General features: G+C 64.3%; 18 protein-coding genes and 2 pseudogenes. 9 read left to right on the top strand and 11 right to left on the bottom strand.

Annotation, left to right across the window (positions count from 1 at the left end; translation table 11 throughout):
* Positions 1 to 63: 63 nt before the first annotated feature.
* Positions 64 to 1,452: a peptidoglycan-binding protein gene (locus ACVWW3_RS29265; RefSeq protein WP_247348650.1), complete on the bottom strand. Its 1,389-nt coding sequence runs from the start codon at positions 1,450 to 1,452 to the stop codon at positions 64 to 66.
* 250 nt (positions 1,453 to 1,702) lie between these two features.
* On the opposite strand from ACVWW3_RS29265, the gene ACVWW3_RS29260 reads away from it, so the two are divergent.
* Both ACVWW3_RS29260 and ACVWW3_RS29255 read left to right on the top strand, forming a co-directional pair.
* The gene (locus tag ACVWW3_RS29260) at positions 1,703 to 2,077 is read left to right on the top strand and encodes a hypothetical protein (RefSeq protein ID WP_247445397.1); all 375 of its coding nucleotides are present in this window, start codon (positions 1,703 to 1,705) and stop codon (positions 2,075 to 2,077) included.
* Between the two features lie 165 nt (positions 2,078 to 2,242).
* Positions 2,243 to 2,563 carry a hypothetical protein gene (locus ACVWW3_RS29255; protein WP_247445396.1) on the top strand — a complete coding sequence of 107 codons (321 nt, stop codon included), beginning with the start codon at positions 2,243 to 2,245 and terminating at the stop codon, positions 2,561 to 2,563.
* Between the two features lie 22 nt (positions 2,564 to 2,585).
* Here the strand turns inward: ACVWW3_RS29255 and ACVWW3_RS29250 are convergent, their stop codons facing one another.
* A complete protein-coding gene (locus tag ACVWW3_RS29250) occupies positions 2,586 to 3,374 on the bottom strand; it encodes a bestrophin-like domain (RefSeq protein WP_456647831.1) in 789 nt (262 codons plus the stop codon).
* Positions 3,375 to 3,401: 27 nt separating this feature from the next.
* Positions 3,402 to 3,564, bottom strand: a pseudogene (locus ACVWW3_RS29245) (JAB domain-containing protein); the annotation flags it as partial.
* A 322-nt stretch (positions 3,565 to 3,886) separates the two neighbouring features.
* On the opposite strand from ACVWW3_RS29245, the gene ACVWW3_RS29240 reads away from it, so the two are divergent.
* The 4 genes from ACVWW3_RS29240 (at position 3,887) to ACVWW3_RS29225 (ending at position 7,024) form a co-directional block, all read left to right on the top strand.
* A complete protein-coding gene (locus ACVWW3_RS29240) occupies positions 3,887 to 4,525 on the top strand; it encodes a response regulator transcription factor (protein WP_354104242.1) in 639 nt (212 codons plus the stop codon).
* Positions 4,497 to 4,913 carry a hypothetical protein gene (locus tag ACVWW3_RS29235; protein WP_456672469.1) on the top strand — a complete coding sequence of 139 codons (417 nt, stop codon included), beginning with the start codon at positions 4,497 to 4,499 and terminating at the stop codon, positions 4,911 to 4,913. The genes ACVWW3_RS29240 and ACVWW3_RS29235 overlap by 29 nt, the downstream gene beginning before the upstream one ends.
* A 175-nt stretch (positions 4,914 to 5,088) precedes the next feature.
* Entirely contained in the window at positions 5,089 to 6,432 is a 1,344-nt protein-coding gene (locus ACVWW3_RS29230; RefSeq protein ID WP_456672226.1) for a sensor histidine kinase, read from the top strand.
* A 139-nt stretch (positions 6,433 to 6,571) separates the two neighbouring features.
* Positions 6,572 to 7,024: a YybH family protein gene (locus ACVWW3_RS29225; protein ID WP_456647833.1), complete on the top strand. Its 453-nt coding sequence runs from the start codon at positions 6,572 to 6,574 to the stop codon at positions 7,022 to 7,024.
* A 174-nt stretch (positions 7,025 to 7,198) separates the two neighbouring features.
* Here ACVWW3_RS29225 and radC read toward each other — a convergent pair whose 3' ends face one another.
* The 3 genes and pseudogenes from radC to ACVWW3_RS29210 form a co-directional block, all read right to left on the bottom strand.
* Entirely contained in the window at positions 7,199 to 7,912 is a 714-nt protein-coding gene (gene radC, locus ACVWW3_RS29220; RefSeq protein WP_456647834.1) for a RadC family protein, read from the bottom strand.
* Positions 7,913 to 8,004: 92 nt separating this feature from the next.
* On the bottom strand, positions 8,005 to 8,328 hold the full coding sequence (locus ACVWW3_RS29215) for an EamA family transporter (RefSeq protein ID WP_456672431.1): 324 nt from the start codon (positions 8,326 to 8,328) through the stop codon (positions 8,005 to 8,007).
* 505 nt (positions 8,329 to 8,833) lie between these two features.
* A pseudogene (locus tag ACVWW3_RS29210) lies at positions 8,834 to 8,950 on the bottom strand (DMT family transporter); the annotation flags it as partial.
* A gap of 131 nt (positions 8,951 to 9,081) precedes the next feature.
* Between ACVWW3_RS29210 and ACVWW3_RS29205 the strand changes: the two are divergent.
* Complete coding sequence (locus ACVWW3_RS29205) at positions 9,082 to 9,678, top strand: Ada metal-binding domain-containing protein (protein ID WP_456649723.1); 597 nt, start codon at positions 9,082 to 9,084, stop codon at positions 9,676 to 9,678.
* Positions 9,679 to 9,703: 25 nt separating this feature from the next.
* Here ACVWW3_RS29205 and map read toward each other — a convergent pair whose 3' ends face one another.
* Both map and ACVWW3_RS29195 read right to left on the bottom strand, forming a co-directional pair.
* On the bottom strand, positions 9,704 to 10,522 hold the full coding sequence (map, locus tag ACVWW3_RS29200) for a type I methionyl aminopeptidase (RefSeq protein WP_007597786.1): 819 nt from the start codon (positions 10,520 to 10,522) through the stop codon (positions 9,704 to 9,706).
* 121 nt (positions 10,523 to 10,643) lie between these two features.
* The gene (locus ACVWW3_RS29195; RefSeq protein WP_456647836.1) at positions 10,644 to 11,960 is read right to left on the bottom strand and encodes a mechanosensitive ion channel family protein; all 1,317 of its coding nucleotides are present in this window, start codon (positions 11,958 to 11,960) and stop codon (positions 10,644 to 10,646) included.
* A gap of 211 nt (positions 11,961 to 12,171) precedes the next feature.
* On the opposite strand from ACVWW3_RS29195, the gene ACVWW3_RS29190 reads away from it, so the two are divergent.
* Complete coding sequence (locus ACVWW3_RS29190) at positions 12,172 to 13,965, top strand: potassium/proton antiporter (RefSeq protein ID WP_247348664.1); 1,794 nt, start codon at positions 12,172 to 12,174, stop codon at positions 13,963 to 13,965.
* A gap of 177 nt (positions 13,966 to 14,142) precedes the next feature.
* Positions 14,143 to 14,403 (top strand): hypothetical protein, encoded by a 261-nt coding sequence (locus ACVWW3_RS29185; RefSeq protein WP_354104249.1) that lies wholly within the window; start codon positions 14,143 to 14,145, stop codon positions 14,401 to 14,403.
* 55 nt (positions 14,404 to 14,458) lie between these two features.
* Here the strand turns inward: ACVWW3_RS29185 and modC are convergent, their stop codons facing one another.
* Genes modC through modA form a run of 3 tightly spaced genes read right to left on the bottom strand, consistent with a single transcriptional unit; the run spans position 14,459 to position 16,629 of the window.
* A complete protein-coding gene (gene modC, locus ACVWW3_RS29180) occupies positions 14,459 to 15,121 on the bottom strand; it encodes a molybdenum ABC transporter ATP-binding protein (protein WP_247445389.1) in 663 nt (220 codons plus the stop codon).
* A gap of 2 nt (positions 15,122 to 15,123) precedes the next feature.
* Entirely contained in the window at positions 15,124 to 15,819 is a 696-nt protein-coding gene (gene modB, locus ACVWW3_RS29175) for a molybdate ABC transporter permease subunit (RefSeq protein WP_247348670.1), read from the bottom strand.
* Positions 15,820 to 15,846: 27 nt separating this feature from the next.
* On the bottom strand, positions 15,847 to 16,629 hold the full coding sequence (gene modA / locus ACVWW3_RS29170; RefSeq protein WP_456647837.1) for a molybdate ABC transporter substrate-binding protein: 783 nt from the start codon (positions 16,627 to 16,629) through the stop codon (positions 15,847 to 15,849).
* Positions 16,630 to 16,655 lie beyond the last annotated feature (26 nt).

The raw sequence follows: 16,655 nt of genomic DNA, 5'->3' as shown, positions 1-16,655 counted from the left end.
CGCGAAATGCGACCTCATCTTGAGGGCCCGCCATAGGTAGCCGTCTCGAAGGATCACCGCAGGTTACGTCGTCGCCTTCGGCGGCGGCGCGGTGCCTTGGGCCCACTTCTCCAGCTTGCCGAGCACGCCCCAGGCCGTGAGTGCCAGGGAGATCGGCATCGCGAACTGGCCGAGGCCAGGCACGGCGGACACGATCGTCCCGAGCAGTCCGGCAATACCGCCCGCGTTGGGGCTCGCCGTCACCGAAGAGAGCAGCGCCGTGATCAGCGAGCCGCCGATGCCGAGCGCAGTCTTCTTGCCGTCGAGCATCTTGCCGATGGTGTCGCCGAGCGCGCCGTTGACCTGGCCGAGGACAGGCTTGCCGTCCTTGTTGAGCAAGGTACTGAGCAGGTCGACCACCTGCTTCAACTGATTGACGGGGGCGGGGCTGGTCGGGGTGACTGGTCCTGGCATGGGAGCTGTCTTGTTGACGAGGGAAAGGAGCCGTTCGAACAGGCTGATCGGATCGTTGGTGGCGGGCAGCGTGTTGCCCGATGTCGTCGTTCCCGGCGTCACACCGCCGGCCGGTGGCCGCAGCAATTGTGCGAGGTCCTCAAGCCGCTTCATGATCTGGGACACATCGCCGGTCGGTCCGGTGGGGTCCGACTGCGCCGTGCGCGTGAGAGCGGCGACCGTGGCGCCGTCGAGAAGTCCGGTATCCCTCAGGCCGTTCCGCTGCTGAAACTGCGAGACCGCGGTCTTCGTCTTCGGTCCACTGATGCCGTCCTCGTCGAGCGGCGGATTGGCGCCGAGCTTGTTGAGCGCCTGCTGCATGAGAACGATCGTCGATGCCGAGTCGTCCTCCGGTTCCACGCGGCTCGCGAATTGCGGGTTGCCGTCGAGCGTGATCGAGGAATCGAGCGACATCATCGCATGCAGGATCACGGCGGTGCCGAGCTGGGAATCGACGTGGTTCGAATCGAACACATGGTCGCGGACGAACTTGCCGGCCCTTGCCTCGGGCGGGCCATACAATGTCGAACCACCATAAAGATAGGGCGAATTGCAGCCCTTGGCGTGATAGCCGAAGCCGTTGAACGCCTCGAGCCGGAACAGAATCCGCGCGATACCCCAGTCGTGAGCGCCGACGAAATTTTCGATTCTGAATGCATCCACGGCGCCGTCCACGAACGTGGCAAACGGACCGCGCCCTTTCGGAACGACGGTCGTGGCGCGATGAAGCGTTTCGCCGTTGCCGAGATAGGTGTCGAAATCGAAATTGGACTCGCGGTAATGACAGAGGGCAGCGAAATACCAGGGGACGCCGGTCAGCCGCTCGACCTGCTGATAGGTCGCCTTGCCGTTAATGGCCTTGCGTGCGACCCCGTTCGCGTCGGAGAGGCGTGGAGGCCGGATCTCGAGATTGGCCCAATTCCGCTCGTATTCGCTTTTCAAACTCTCGAATGAGACCATTTTCCGCTCCTGCAATGAATGAATTATCGCAACTCCGTGTCAGTCCAAGTGAACCAGGTGCCGTGATCAGGGCGTGACGGCAGCGTGATCTCCCAAATCTGGCAGGCCGCCGGCGCGGCGCGTGTGAACTGGGTTACAGCCTCGCCGGGAAAATGAGCGGCGGGACCGGGATCGAGGCGGTCGCCCCCGAGGGAACCGGCAGGGACCCTCCTCCGTTAGCGACGCGAGGCAGTCCCGCAAGGATTCCTGCATGACCAAGCGCGTCCTCGCGATCGGCATCGAACCCGGCAATGCGGACTACAGCGCATTCCCGCTGCTCACACCGGAACTCGTGCGCGACTACATCGATGCGCAGCTGCTGCGCCTGCGCGATCTCGGTTACGAGGTCACGAGCTGCCTGATCGATCTCGATGCCGCGGCGGAAGCCGCCGTCACGGCAGCGTTGCGCGACGAGAGCTTCGACTGCATCGTGATCGGCGCGGGCCTGCGCGAGCCGAAGGAGCGTCTGCTGCTGTTCGAGAAGGTGCTCAACCTCGTCCACCGCCTGGCGCCTGACGCCGCGATCTGTTTCAACACCACGCCCGCCGACACCGCCGAGGCCGTGCAGCGCTGGGTCGATGCTTGAGATGAATCGGCAAGCCCGTGCATCGCAAGCGGCATCATTAAAGCCGCCGTCGCGCTACGCCTCCGGCGCCACCGCATGACGTGATGAGGCGCGGCGTCGGCAATTTGTCTGGCCCGAATCCGCTTCCGGCGCTATGACTCGCCTGACCACAGGGGGAGGGCGAGCATGCTTCGAGGTCTTCATATTGGAAGTTTCGCGATCGCGGCATGTCTGACGGTCGCGATGGCGATGCCGGTCCACGAGGCGGCGGCGCAGGACGCAATTGGCGGTGCCATCCTCGGCGGCGTCGGTGGAGCGATCGTGGGTGGCGCGCTCGGCGGGGGCCGTGGAGCCGCCATCGGCGCTGTCGTCGGCGCCGGCACGGGTGCTGCGATCGCCTCCGAGGGCGAACGCCGCCGCTCCGGCTACTACGCCTATCAGCGCGGTTGCTACATGCAGCGCCGGGACGGCTCCTACGTCCCGGTCGATCCCCGATACTGCTACTGAGATCGAGACGAGCTGTCGCGCCTCAACTTTTCGCCGCTGATTCCGGCATGATCTGGAGCAGCGGCTCCGGCCGGATCGAGATCTGGCCGGCGAACGGCCGGTCGTGCGCGGCGATCAAGAGAACCGAGGTCGCGACGCCGGTCGCGAACAGGCCCATCGCGATCGCCGATCCCAGCCGGTTGTCGCAATGGACGAGGCCGATCACCAGCAGCGCGCAGGCCGCCTGGAGATACAGGCACCACCATTTGACCGAATTCACCGCGGCGAGGCTGACGATGATCCGCTGCCGCCGCGCATCCAGCGCCTGCTGGAGCGCGCTGATGATCTCGTGCTGCACGGTCTCCTGATTCCGGCCCTGCGGTGCCATCGCGACGACGAGCTGCAAGGCTTCGGCGAGCGCGGGCGGCGTCACCTTCAGCGAGGCCTCCTGATGCGCCATCATCGGCCATTCCACCGTGACGGCCTGCTCGACATAGTCGCGCACCAGGCCGCGCAGCCTTGTCTCCTGCTCTGCCGGCAGGCCGGCGGCGAGCAGCACGGCGCTTCGCAGCGCGCTGGCCTCACGGCTCACCGCGGCGCCGGCGCGGTCGCTGTCGCCCCAGACCTGCGCCGCGGTAAAGGCGACGAACAGGCCGAAGATGATGCCGAGCACCGGCAGCATGCCCGGTGAGATCGCCTTCAGCGATTTCGCGCGCTCCCCCGTTGCGACAAGCGCGACGGCCGCGAAGATGGCCATCGCCACCAGATAGGTGAAACCGAAGACCACCAGCGCCATCCAGGGCAGTGGCAGATTGTGCAGCCAATCGCTCATGCTGTCCTTGTCATGTGATTCGATAGCCTAGATCAACCGCAGCCCACGCAGGCTGGCATGGCCGCCTCGGCCCACGATGATGTGGTCGTGCACGGAGATACCGAGCGGCTTTGCGATGTCGATGATCGCTTTCGTCATCTGGATGTCGGCCTGCGAGGGCGAGGGATCGCCTGAGGTGGTTGTGGACAATGGACCGGGCGATTTATCATGTTGATAGCGTTGGCGTTGTTACCGCGTATGCAAGGACAGGGCTCGCTCATTGGGGGCGGTAGGTGGTGTCTGTTCGTGACGATCCCGTTGAGTCAATCTCGGTCTCTTGGTGTACTTCAGCGGCACGGTAGGTTGTCAAATCTGAGACCAAGTCCGCGCTGGGCCGCTTAGCGGTTATCGCGCCGTCGTCGACCAACTTCGCCGACTTGCCAGCACGGCCGTTATCCCGTGTTCGCGGTATGCCCAAAATGGCAATTATCCCCTATCCTCGTAAGTAGCGGCCCCTGCCCGAGGAGGGCATCATGACGACCGTAATGGTAGTCGAGGACGACCCGGCGTTTCTGACTCGATTCTGCAAGATTGTGGCCTCTGACGCGGAACTCGAACTCTTCGCCGCGGTGGCTGACGTCGCCTCCGCCCGGCAGGCGATGAGCAAGGCGGCACCTGACGTCTTGCTGACGGATCTCGGACTACCCGACGGCAGCGGCATCGACCTGATCCGGGAAACAGCGCACCGCCACCCCGACACGGACATCATGGTCATCACGGTTTTCGGCGACGAAGACCATGTGCTCGCCAGCATAGAGGCAGGGGCGACAGGGTACATCCTCAAGGACAGCTTGCCCCAGGAGTTCGTCCATCTGATCAAACAACTGCGCGCCGGGGGCTCTCCCATCAGCCCGGTGATCGCCCGGCAGTTGCTGAGGCGGCTGAAGCCTGCGGCCGTTGCGGCGGAGGCGAAACCGGAGACGGCGCTGTCGGTGCGGGAGTCGGAGGTGCTGGCTTTCATCGCCAAGGGCTTCAGTTTCGGCGAGATATCCCGATTGCTCGGCCTGTCGCATCATACCGTCGTTTCGCATGTGAAGAAAATCTATCAGAAGCTCGCCGTGCATTCCCGCGGGGAGGCCGTCTATGAAGCCGGAAAGATGGGGCTTATCTAGGTATGTCGCCGCAACGGTCCTGCGGTCGCCACAAAATTCGCTCGGGCTACTGCTTCTCGGTGTACTCGCGCTCGTTCTCGCGCCGATGCTCGCGCCGATTCCGTCCATCGGAGCTACCGGCGAGCCACTGCTGCGACTCGATCAAGCCGAGTTCATCTTCAGCGACTCGTCTGAGCCGCCATCGGATTCGGCGGCTTGGCGGCGGCAGATTTTGCCCGACAACTGGCTCGTTTCGCGCCCCGGTGTCTGGGGCTACGGCTGGTACCGACTGCACATCGTCTTGCCCGTCGAGCCGGATAAACTCTACGCAGCCTACGTTGCCTTTGCTCCAGACCTTTGGGGCCTTGTACGTGAACGGCGTTCACGTGGGCCAGACGGGGCCCTTTGAGCGAACCTCACGCACTGAGCAACCACCTCCGACCTTTGTGCCCGGCGCTCCGCCGGTTCTGCTTGGGCATCCCCCTCAGCTGTTTTCCATCCGTCACGACCTTCTGCATGCGGGCCCCAACACGGTCCATCTGAGGTTATGGGTCAAGAGCGGTACGCGCGGAGCTTTGTCCGGCATGACGATCGGGCCAGAGCCCTTGGTGCGCGCGGTGTACGAGCGACGTGTTTGGGTCTCGGTCACCGGCCCGCAGATGATTGTTGTCTTTTCAGCCGGTTTCGGACTGTTCATTCTGCTCATGTGGCTGCGTCGCCGCCACGAGACCATGTACGGCTACGCTGCGCTAACGGCTCTCGCGTTCGCTCTCTTTGTTGCCGGTCGATATGTGATAGCCGAGCCACCCATTCCATTCCCGTACTGGGGCGTACTGGTCTGGGCTGGATTGGAAGCCTACATCGTCCTCATGTGCCTTTTTGCACTGCGCTACGGCGGGTGGCGCTGGCCGCGCCTGGAACGTTGGTTGTGGGCTTATCTGGTCGCCTCGCCGTTTCTCGACTACGCGTCCTTTGTCGGCTTCGGGGGATGGGTCACCCAACAATGGTGGCTTATGACCTTCGTACTGACCATCGTCTATGTCGCGGTCTTTTGGACGCTTGCCTGGCAACGAAGGACACTGGAGACGCTTGGCCTTGCCATTGCGGGGTCAATCAAGCTTGTGATCTCCGCCAACGAGCGCCTCTTGTCCTATCCGATAGACCTGCCGCGATACCAACCGTTTGCCTACGTGCCGATGTTCATCATGATAGGGTGGATCCTTATCGACCGCTTCGTAAGATCGCTCAACGACACCGAAAAACTTAACGCGGAACTGGAACAGCGCGTCGCCGAAAAGCACGCCGAGCTGGCACGCAACTACCAGCGCATGCAGATGATGGAACGCCAGCAGGCGATTGTCGAAGAACGCAGCCGCATCATGCGCGACATGCACGACGGCATCGGCGCGCAGTTGATCTCTGCCTTGAGCCTGGTCGAGCATGGCGAGTTGTCCGCAATGGAGGTCGCCGCCGCATTGCGCGAATGCCTGGACGACCTGAGACTCACCATCGATTCGCTGGAGCCGACCGAAAACGATCTCCTGCCGGTGATGGGGAATCTACGCTACCGGCTCGACGGACGGCTGCGCAAACAAGGCATCGAACTCGATTGGCAGGTGAGTGAGGTGCCCGGGCTCCCTTGCCTGACGCCACAGAACGTGCTGCACATTCTACGTATCCTGCAGGAGGCCTTCACCAATATCGTGAAGCACGCTCACGCGACCAGCATACGCGTGGAAACCGGATTGGACGCCGCGGGCGAGCACGTCTATATCTGCGTGCGTGACAACGGCACAGGTTTCTGTGGCGAGCGCACCGGCCGGGGCATCGCCAGCATGAGGCACCGCGCGAAAGTCATTGGCGGCCGGCTCGACATCCAGCCATCCGCCGCCGGCACGACCCTCAACCTCCTGCTACCGGTTTCCTAAACCGTCACAAGAGAGCGCATCCGATGTTTGGGGGATACGTTTCCGTATTCGCGGGATTTCGCGTCTCGCTCGTTCGTCTAACCTGGGATTTGTCGGAGGCTCGTTATATCGGACTCCATTTTCTTGGGAGGGTCTAGCCATGAAAGCGAAGTATGCGCTCTGTGCAGTGCTGCTGGTTGCGCTCGCCGCGGTCGGAAGCGCGAGGGCCGAGGATCTGCGTGCCGTCATGGAGGCGGACAATGCCCGCTGGCTTGCCGCGTACAATACCAACACCCCCGCTGCGTTTCTCGCGATGTACACGAATGACGCGGTTGTGCTGCCGCCGGGGGCCCAGCCGGTCAACGGGCAGCAAGCGATCGGAAAGTTCTGGGAAGACCGCCTCAAGCCGGGCAACCGGAAGGATCATACGTTCGAGATCGTCAGTATTCGGCAAGATGGTCAGTATGCCTATCAGGAGGCCCGCTGGACGCTCAACATCATCAACAAGACCGGCGAGCCGACGAAAGTGTCGGGGAACACCGTCCGCATCTTCGAGCACCAGCCCGACGGGGCCTGGCTGACCAAGCTGCACATCTTCAATCTTCACCAATGAACAATCGTACCCTGACGTTTCAAGGGCGCGCAAGGCGGTGCTTGTCAGCGAGGGAGCGCGGGTGCCGCTTGAGCGTCTTCCAGCGAAGTGGATACCGGTTCGCGCGAAGAAACGCGTCAAAATAAAGAAACAGGTTCCGATTCGATCGGAACGGCTCTAGGCTGCTTGTCGCTATCACATCAGCCTCAAGCCCTTCAGACTCGCATGCCCGTTCTTGCCGACGATGATGTGGTCGTGCACGGAGATGCCGAGCGGGGCTGCGATATCGACGATCGCCTTGGTCATCTGGATGTCCGCCTGCGAGGGCGTCGGATCGCCGGAGGGGTGGTTGTGCACCAGGATCAGCGCGGTCGCGGACAATTCCAGCGCGCGCTTGATCACCTCGCGCGGATAGACCGGGGTGTGGTCGACGGTGCCGGTCTGCTGCACCTCGTCGGCGATGAGCTGGTTGCGCTTGTCGAGGAACAGCAGGCGGAATTGCTCCTTGTCGGCAAACGCCATGCTGGTGCGGCAATAGTCGATCACCTCGTTCCAGGACGACAGCGCGTTGCGGCTGTTGACCTCGCCCTTGGCGACGCGATGCGATGCCGCCGCGATCAGCTTGAGCTGGTGGATCGCGGGCTCGCCGACGCCGTCGACCTCGCGCAGGCGCGCCACCGGGGCATGGACGACTTCGGCGAACGAGCCGAACGTCTTGATGAGCGTCTTCGCCAGCGGCTTGGTGTCGCGCCGCGGCAGCGCCGGAAACAGGGCCATCTCCAGCAGCTCGTAGTCGCTGAGCGCATCCGCACCGGCGCTGTAGAAGCGCTCGCGCAGCCGCTCGCGATGGCCGAGATAGTGCGGCGCTTCCTCCGGCTTGCTCTTGTCGTGGTCTGACTTGGCGGGCATTGGCCGCCAGCATTGCCGCGGACCAGCGCTTTTGCAACCGTCAATTGCGGGACGGCGCGCAGGTCCTGGCATCTGGCTTTGAAGATGGTGACTCAGCCCGCCGGTCTCCTGGCGCCGTGCGCTGGTGCGGGCACCGTGACCGCCACCACACCGGCGAGAATGAACAGCATTCCGGCAAGACTGGACCAGGTAAATTGCTCGCCGAGCCATGCGGTGCCGAGCGCCACCGCGAAACCGGCGCGCAGATAGCTTCCGCTTGTCGTGCCGAGCGGACCGAGCGTGTGGATCAGCCGGAAATAGATCACCATCGCGAAAGCCGTGCAGACCACCGCGAGCGCGATCACCGCCGCGATCGCCTGCGCCGGCGGCGGCGCCAGTGTCCACGGCTGTTCGAGAGCGGTGGCGATCGGGAGCATGAGAAGCGCGGCGCAAACTCATGGCTCCGGCCGCCGTGACGATCGCGGGACGCCCCGAGAAGCGCTGCCCCCATATCGGTGCGAGCGCATAGCAGAGGCTCGCGCATAGTACCGCTGCCTGGGCCAGCGGAGCGGCCGTGCCGATCCCCGAAAACGCATCGGCACCTATGGTCACGGCGACACCCGCGAGACCGAGACCGACGCCGATGAGCTTCTGGCCGTTGATGCTCAGCCGCCCGCGCACGGTCATCATCGCGATCGCGAGCACAAACATCGGCGGGGTTGCATTGAGTACGCCGGCGAGACCGCTTGCGATATGTGCCTCGCCCCAGCTGATCAGGGTGAAGGGCAGCGCACTCTGCAGCAGCCCTTGCACGAAGAGGGCCGCCCAGACCGATCCTCGGTGGGGAAGGGCGTGTCCCTGCGCGAGAGCGATCAGGATCAGGATAATGGCCGCGATCGTCGCCCGCGCGGCGACCATCGTGAAGGGCGGAATCGTCGGGATCGCGACCTTGATCAGCGTGAACGAACTGCCCCAGATCAGCGAGAGCAGCAGCAGGAGCCCGATCTCGAGCGCGAGAGTGGTCTTCCTTGGCGTCGTTTGTTGCCCCTGCGTGCTCATGCAATTTGCTCCTGAAGCGATCGACACCATGATCCGGAGCGCCGGGAGAGGCTGGCTGAATTCGGACCTCATCGCCCGATCGAGTCCGATTTCAGCTACCCGGCGTGCAGCGCGGGCATTATTATCGCGCAATGGCGACAGGCTCGGCGCATCGGCAAACGCTGCCACCGCATCTCGACTGGGAAACCTGCGATCGGGCTCGGCTGGCGCGTGCGCGCGCTTTCGACGGACTGTTCTTCTCCGGTGTCCGCTCGACGCGCATCTATTGCCGGCCGGTCTGTCCGGTTCGTCCTGCTCGCTCCGAGAACGTCACCTTCTATGCGACAGCTGCCGCCGCCGAGCGGGCCGGCTTTCGCCCGTGCCTCCGCTGCCGGCCGGAAACGGCGCCGGGGTCGCCGGCCTGGATGGGAACGGCGAGCACCGTGGCGCGCGGGATGCGTCTGATCCATGACGGCTTTCTGGATCAGGCGTCAACGACGGAGCTTGCAGAAGCCCTTGGCGTCGGGCCGCGCCACCTGCTTCGCCTGTTCATGCGCCACGCCGGGGCGAGCCCGAGCGAGATCGCAGCGACGCGGCGGGTGCAGGAAGCCAAGCGCCTGATCGACCAGACCAGCATGACATTGGCGGAGATCGCCTTCGCCGCAGGTTTCGGCAGCGTTCGCAGATTCAACGATGCCTTTGCCGCGACCTACAAGCGGCGGCCGTCGTCGTTCCGCCGGCCGCGATAGGCGCGCGTCGGCGCTTGCGCCGCCATCACCCGATCTGCTTCTCGCCGTGCCGCTCCGATAGCGTGAAGATCTCGACGCCGGTTGCGGTGACGCCGACGGAATGCTCGAACTGCGCCGACAGCGAGCGGTCGCGGGTGACGGCGGTCCAGCCGTCGGACAGGATCTTCACATGCGGCTTGCCGAGATTGATCATCGGCTCGATGGTGAAGAACATGCCCGGCTTGAGCTGCACGCCTTCGCCCGGCCGGCCGATATGGATGATGTTCGGCTCGTCGTGGAACATGCGCCCGAGGCCATGGCCGCAGAAATCGCGCACCACGCTCATGGCCTGCGGCTCGACGAAGCTCTGGATGGCGTGGCCGATGTCGCCGGTGGTGGCGCCGGGCTTCACCGCGGCGATACCCCGCATCATCGCCTCATACGTCACTTCGATCAGCCGTTCGGCCTTGCGCGCGATCGGGCCGACCGCATACATGCGGCTGGAATCGCCATACCAGCCGTCGACGATGAAGGTGACGTCGATGTTGACGATGTCGCCCTCTTTCAACGGACGGTCGCCGGGCATGCCGTGGCAGACCACGTGGTTGAGCGAGGTGCAGGTCGAGTAGCGGTAGCCGCGATACATCAGCGTCGCCGGATAGGCATTGTTGCTGAAGGCGAAGTCGCGGACGAACTGGTCGATGCGCTCGGTCGGCACGCCGGGCCCGACGATGTCGGTGAGCTCGTCGAGGCACTTCGCCACCAGCGCTCCCGCCTTGCGCATGCCGGCAAAGGCGCTCGGTCCGTGCAGCTTGATCTGTCCGGTCTTGCGCAGGGAGGTATCGGAAGCTTCGACGTAACTCATGCAGGCGCTATCTTCTGGGGTGGGCTCGATATCGGCGGAAAGGCTTGATTTCACGCTCCAATTTAATGATTGCGGGCCTTCATGCAAGTCAGGCGTGCCTGTCTTGTGCCCGTAAGCGGGCCTAATTCGGGACTTCTACGGTGGTTTCCACCGGCAGGGCGCCGCCGCGGATGCGGATTTCGCGGACAGGGTAGGGAACCCGGATGCCCTCGCGCTTGAAGGCCTCCCACAACGCCAGCATCACGTCGCTCTTGACGCCGTCCATGCCGTCGGGGTCCGCGATCCAGAAGGTCAGCGAGAACTTCATTCCGGCTTCCGCGAACTCGGTCAAAATGCTGTTCGGCGGCTTGCCCTTCTGCGCGCGGGGATGGGCGGCGGCGGTCTCGGCGGCGAGCTTGCAGACCAGCCGCGGATCGGCGTCGTAATTGGTGCCGAAGGCGATCTTCACCAGCGTGTTCTTGTCGGTATAGGTCCAGTTGACCACTTTCTGCGTCACCAGATCCTCGTTCGGCACCAGGAATTCGCGGCCGTCGCCGGCGGCGACGGAAATATAGCGCGTCTTCATCGCGCTGATGCGCCCGGTGTTGTCCCCGATGGTGACGAGGTCGCCGGGCTTCACCGATTTGTCGGCGAGCAGGATGATGCCCGAGATGAAATTGGCGACGATCTTCTGCAGGCCGATACCGATGCCGACGCCGACCGCGCCGGAGAACACCGCGAGCGCGGAGAGGTCGATGCCGACCGCGCCGAGCGCAATGACAATTGCGATGGCCAGAAGTCCGATGCGGATGATCTTGATCAGCAGCACCTGCACCGACGGGGTCAAATCGGTCGTCGAATTGATCCGGCTCTCGGCGAAATTGCTGGCGATATTGGTGGCCCAGAGCGCGATGAGCAGCAGCGCGCCGGCCTTGATCACCAGCAGCGGCGTCAGCCGCAGGCCGCCGAGCACGATGGCGAAGGAATCCAGCAAATCCACCGTCGCATCGAGCTGGCCGAGGATGGAGAGCGCGGCGACAAACCAGGCCGTGATCGACACCAGCTTGACGATGAAGGCGTTGCGCAGCATCGAGGTCAGCAGCCGGATCGCGAGCCAGGCCAGCCCGAGCTTGGCGGCGACCATCAGCAGATAGCTGCGGCTCGGCCAGGTCGCGTGATACATCACCACGCGGGAGATGATCACCAGCAGGGTGAACACCGCCGTCGAGGCGCTGCTCACCATGACGCGGGCGAAGTGCCGGAGCGGCAGCGGCCAGTGCATCGCCAGCGATGTCATGTCGACGCGGTGGCGAACCCCGGCTTCCGCGGCATAGGCGATGCCGGCCGCAGCCAGGATCAGGCCGAATTGCAGGTAGAACCAGGGTGAGGAGATCTCCGCCCCGACGCTGCGTGCGGTGGTCTGCACGAACTCCATGAAGTCTTTGAGGTCCATGTCCATCGGTCTCGTCGGGAAGCGGGCGGGAGGATTTGATTCGAGGGCGCCGCAGAATCCCACAAAGGGAGCGGCCGGGCCACCGATACACCGCTAAGTGAAGTGCGTTAAGGCCGCAAAATACGGGCAGATTGCCGCGAGCGGGAGAAAATGGGTTGGCGCGGGAGTCCGCCGACGATAAGGATGCCATTCCAGCGAATTCGTACCCGGAAGGTGGATGGCCTCCCTCGACTCTGTCAGTCTCGCCATATTGCTCGGCGCCGTCCTGGTGTTGGCCGGCATCCTGTCGAGCCTGCTTGCACTGCGCTTCGGCGCGCCCTTGCTGCTCGTCTTTCTTGCCATCGGCATGCTCGCGGGCGATTCCGGCCCCGGCCAGCTTCAGTTCGACGACGTCCGCACCACCTATCTGGTCGGCTCGGTGGCGCTTGCCCTGATCCTGTTCGACGGCGGCCTGAAGACGCGCTTTGCCAGCATCCGCACCGTGCTCGCGCCATCCGTGGTGCTCGCCACCGTCGGCGTGCTTCTGACTGCGCTGATCACGGCGCCGTTCGCCAAATACGCACTCGATCTCAACTGGACGGAGTCGCTGCTGGTCGGCGCCGTGGTGGCCTCGACTGATGCCGCCGCCGTGTTTCTGCTGGTGCATACCCAGGGCCTGCGGCTGCGCCCGCGTGTCGGCGCGACGCTGGAAGTGGAATCCGGCACCAACGATCCCTTCGCGATCTTCCTCACCTTGATGCTGGTCGAATACATCTCCCTCGGAACGGGCACGGCCGGGCATGTGATGATGGAGTTCTTGCTGGAGGCGGTGCTGGGCGCCGTCGTCGGCTTCCTCGGCGGACGTCTGGTCGTCGTCGCGCTCAACCAGGTGGCGCTGCCGCAGGGCCTGCATGCGCCGTTTGTCACGACTGCGGCGCTCGTCATCTTCGGTGGCTCGCAGATCATGCATGCCTCGGGTTTTCTCGCGGTCTATCTCGCCGGCATCATCATCGGCAACCGGCCGACCCGTGCGCATAATTCGGTGGTGGCGTTCCTGGATGCTGCGACCTGGCTGGCGCAGATCGTGATGTTCGTGCTGCTCGGCCTGCTGGTCTCGCCGAGCCGGCTTGGCGCCAGCGTGCTGCCGGCGGTCGGGATCGCCTTCGTGCTGATGCTGGTGGCGCGGCCGATCGCGGTGTTCGTGTGCCTGGCGCCGTTCCGCTTCAACTGGCGCGAGAAGATCTTCATCGCCTGGACCGGCCTGCGCGGTGCGGTCGCGATCTTCCTGGCCTCGATCCCGATGCTGGTCGGGCTGACGAAAGCCTATCTCTATTTCGACGTCGCCTTTGTTGTCGTCATCATCTCGCTGCTGCTGCAGGGCTGGACGCTGGCGCCGGCCGCGCGCAAGCTTCATGTCGCGCTGCCGCGCGCCGAGCGCGGCCCGCGCCGCGTCGAGCTCGATCTGCCCGGCCAGCTCGAGCAGCAACTCGTCGGCTATCCGGTGCGGCCCAAGAGCCTGTATTTCCGCCGCGGCCTGATCCCGTCCTGGTCCAAGCCGACGCTGGTGATCCGCAACGAGAACATTTTGACGCCGGTTGAAGCCGAGCCGATCGCGCCGGGCGACTACATCTATCTGCTGGCGCCGCCGGAAAAGGCCGAGTCGCTCGACCGCTTCTTCGTCGACATGCAGCCGAGCTCGGCGCCCGATCCGCATCTGCTCGGCGACTTCATGGTCTCCGGCGAGCATACGCTCGCCGAGCTCGCGGAGATCTACGGCGTGAAGGCCGGCGAAGACGAGAGCAAGCTGACTTTGGCCGATTATTTCGACGTCCATCTCGACCGCGCGCCGAAAGAGGGCGCCGAGCTCGCGCTGGATCCGATCGTGCTCGTCGCGCGCTCCATCTCCGGCGGCCGAGTCAACGTCGTTGGCCTGCGCCTGCCGGAAGACGAGGAAGCGCCCGCGCCGCTGACGCGCAGGCAAGCGCTGCGCCGCAAGCTAGCGGAGCTGTGGACCTCGGTGGCGGGGGTCTAGTCATCTCGTTGTCACTCCGGAGCGCGCGCCAGCGCGAACCCGGTGTGACGAAAATGAGGGGCCGCCACCAAATCGCCGCAACCGCCAAAGATTTGCGCCTTCGTGATCCCTGTGTCCGGAACGCTCCGCGACGCCGCTCGTTCTTAGCCGCGTAAACGTATCTGACAGGAGCAACCTATGCGAAATCTCATCTTGCCGGCCGTCGTCGCGATCGGTCTCGGATCGGCGGCCCCGGCGGTGGCCTATGACACCGGCGATCAGATCTCGATGCAGGCCGCGCTCGACGTCGCGAGCGATATTGGTGTCATGACCATTTCGCACACCGAGTTCGCCGGCGACGAATGGCAGATCGAAGGCCGTGACAGTGTCGGCCGCTGGATGGAAGTCGATGTGGACGCCCGAACGGGCGAGGTGCGCAACGTCGATCGCGGCTGGTAGTGGCGGGCTGTAAGTTAGAGCGAGACGGTTCGTCGAAACGCGATCCGCCTCGTCGCTACGTCAGCACCTTTACCCCACCAAACGACGTCACCCGCCCCTGCTTCAGCATCACGATCTGCGTGGCGAGCTGGCGCAGCTCGGCGACGTCGTGGCTGACATAGACCATGGGGACATTGGCCTCGTCGCGCAGCCGCACCAGATAGGGCAGGATCTCGAGTTTGCGGCCCTCGTCGAGCGCGCCGAGCGGCTCGTCGAGCAGCAGCAGGCGCGGCTTCGACAGCAGCGCGCGGCCGAGCGCGACGCGCTGGCGTTCGCCGCCGGAGAGTTTTCCGGGGCGGCGATCAAGCAGCGCACCGATGTCGAGCAGGTCGATGACGCGCGTGTGCTGGGCCGGGTCGGACGCAAGGCCGTTCATGCGCCGGCCGTAATCGAGGTTTTGCGCCACATTGAGATGCGGAAACAGCCGCGCGTCCTGGAACACATAGCCGATGCGGCGGCGATAGGTCGGCACATGAATGCCGGCCGCGGTGTCGTCGACGGTCTCGCCGTCGATCACGATGGTGCCGCGATCCGGACGCAACAGCCCTGCGATCATGTTGACCAGCGAGCTCTTACCCGCGCCGGAGGCGCCGAACAGTCCGATGACGCGGCCCTCGCTGGTGAAGGACGCGGACAGCGAGAACTCGCCGAGCTGCTTTTCGATGTCGACGCGCAGCATGGTCAATTCCCGTGCAGGCGCTGCGTGGCGCGGCGGGCGAACCACTCGGCGGCGATTAACGCGCCGAGCGCGAGCACGATCGAGACGATCACCAGCCGCCCCGCGGCCGCGTCGCCGTCAGGCGTCTGGATCAGCGAATAGATCGCGGACGAAATCGTCTGGGTCTCGCCAGGAATGTTGGAAACGAAGGTGATGGTGGCCCCGAACTCGCCGATCGCTTTGGCAAAGCCAAGCACCATGCCGGCGAGGACGCCGGGCAGCGCCAGCGGCAGCGTCACCGTGAAGAACACTTTCCACGGTGCCGCGCCGAGCGTTTCGGCGGCCTGTTCGAGCCGGCTGTCGATCGCCTCGATCGACAGCCGTATCGGGCGCACCAGCAGTGGGAACGACATCAGGCCGCAGGCGAGCGCAGCGCCGGTCCAGCGAAAGGCGAAGACGATGCCGAGCGTATCGGCGAGGAAGCCGCCAACGAGGCCGCGGCGTCCAAACGTCAGCAAGAGCAGATAGCCGGTGACAACTGGCGGCAGCACCAGCGGCAGATGCACCAGCGCATCGAGCACCGACTTGCCCCAGAAATCACGCCGCGCGAGCAGCCACGCCAGCGCAATGCCGAACGGCGTTGCGACCAGCGTTGCGACGATCGCGACCCTGAGCGAGAGCAGGATCGCCGTCCATTCGGCGGGAGAAATCTCGGACATCAAGTCGCAGATATCACGTCGGAGATATTAAGTCGTGGGGCTGACCAGGTACTTGAAGCCGTATTTCTCCAAAATGGTCTTGGCAGCGGTCGAGCGCAGGAAGGCGAGGTAGTCACTGGTCTCGCCCTTCGCGACCGTGGTCGCAGCAACCGGATAGATGATCGCGGGGTGCGAGTCCGCCGGAAAGGTGCCGACGATCTTCACGCCTGGCTCGACCTTGGCATCGGTGGAATAGACGATGCCGAGATTAGCCTCGCCGCGGGCCACCAGCGTCAGCGCGGCGCGCACGCTCTCGGCCATCGCGAATTTCGGCTCGGCGGCCTGCCACGCCCCGAGCTTCTCCAGCGCCGCCTTGGCATACTTTCCAACCGGCACCGATTTGACGTCACCGGTCGCGATCCTGCCGTCGCCGGCGAGTTTTGCAAGGTCGAAGCCTTGCGCGATGGTGACGTTGTCGATCTTGGAATCCTTCGGCGCGATCAGCACGATGCTGTTGCCGAGCAGATTGACCCGGGTCGGCTCGTTGATGGCCTTCTTGCTTGTCGCGTAGTCCATCCAATCGGTATCGGCGGAGACGAACACATCGGCCGGCGCGCCCTGCTCGATCTGCTTGGCGAGCACCGAGCTGGCGGCATAGCTGACGCTGAACTTGACGCCGGTTTTTGCGGTGTAGGCGGCATCGACCTCGTCGAGCGCGTTCTTCATCGAGGCGGCGGCGAACACGGTGATGGTCTTGTGCTCGGCGGCGGCAGGCGAAAGGCTCGCGGTCAGAACGAGCAAAACCGAAAAAAGCGCGGAAGGGCGGGACATCGAAAGCGCTCCATGCGCACGCTCAG

Source organism: Bradyrhizobium sp. LM2.9 (genome assembly GCF_054056555.1).
Note: the sequence above shows the minus strand (reverse complement) of the source record. Positions and strands in the feature narration are given on the sequence as shown.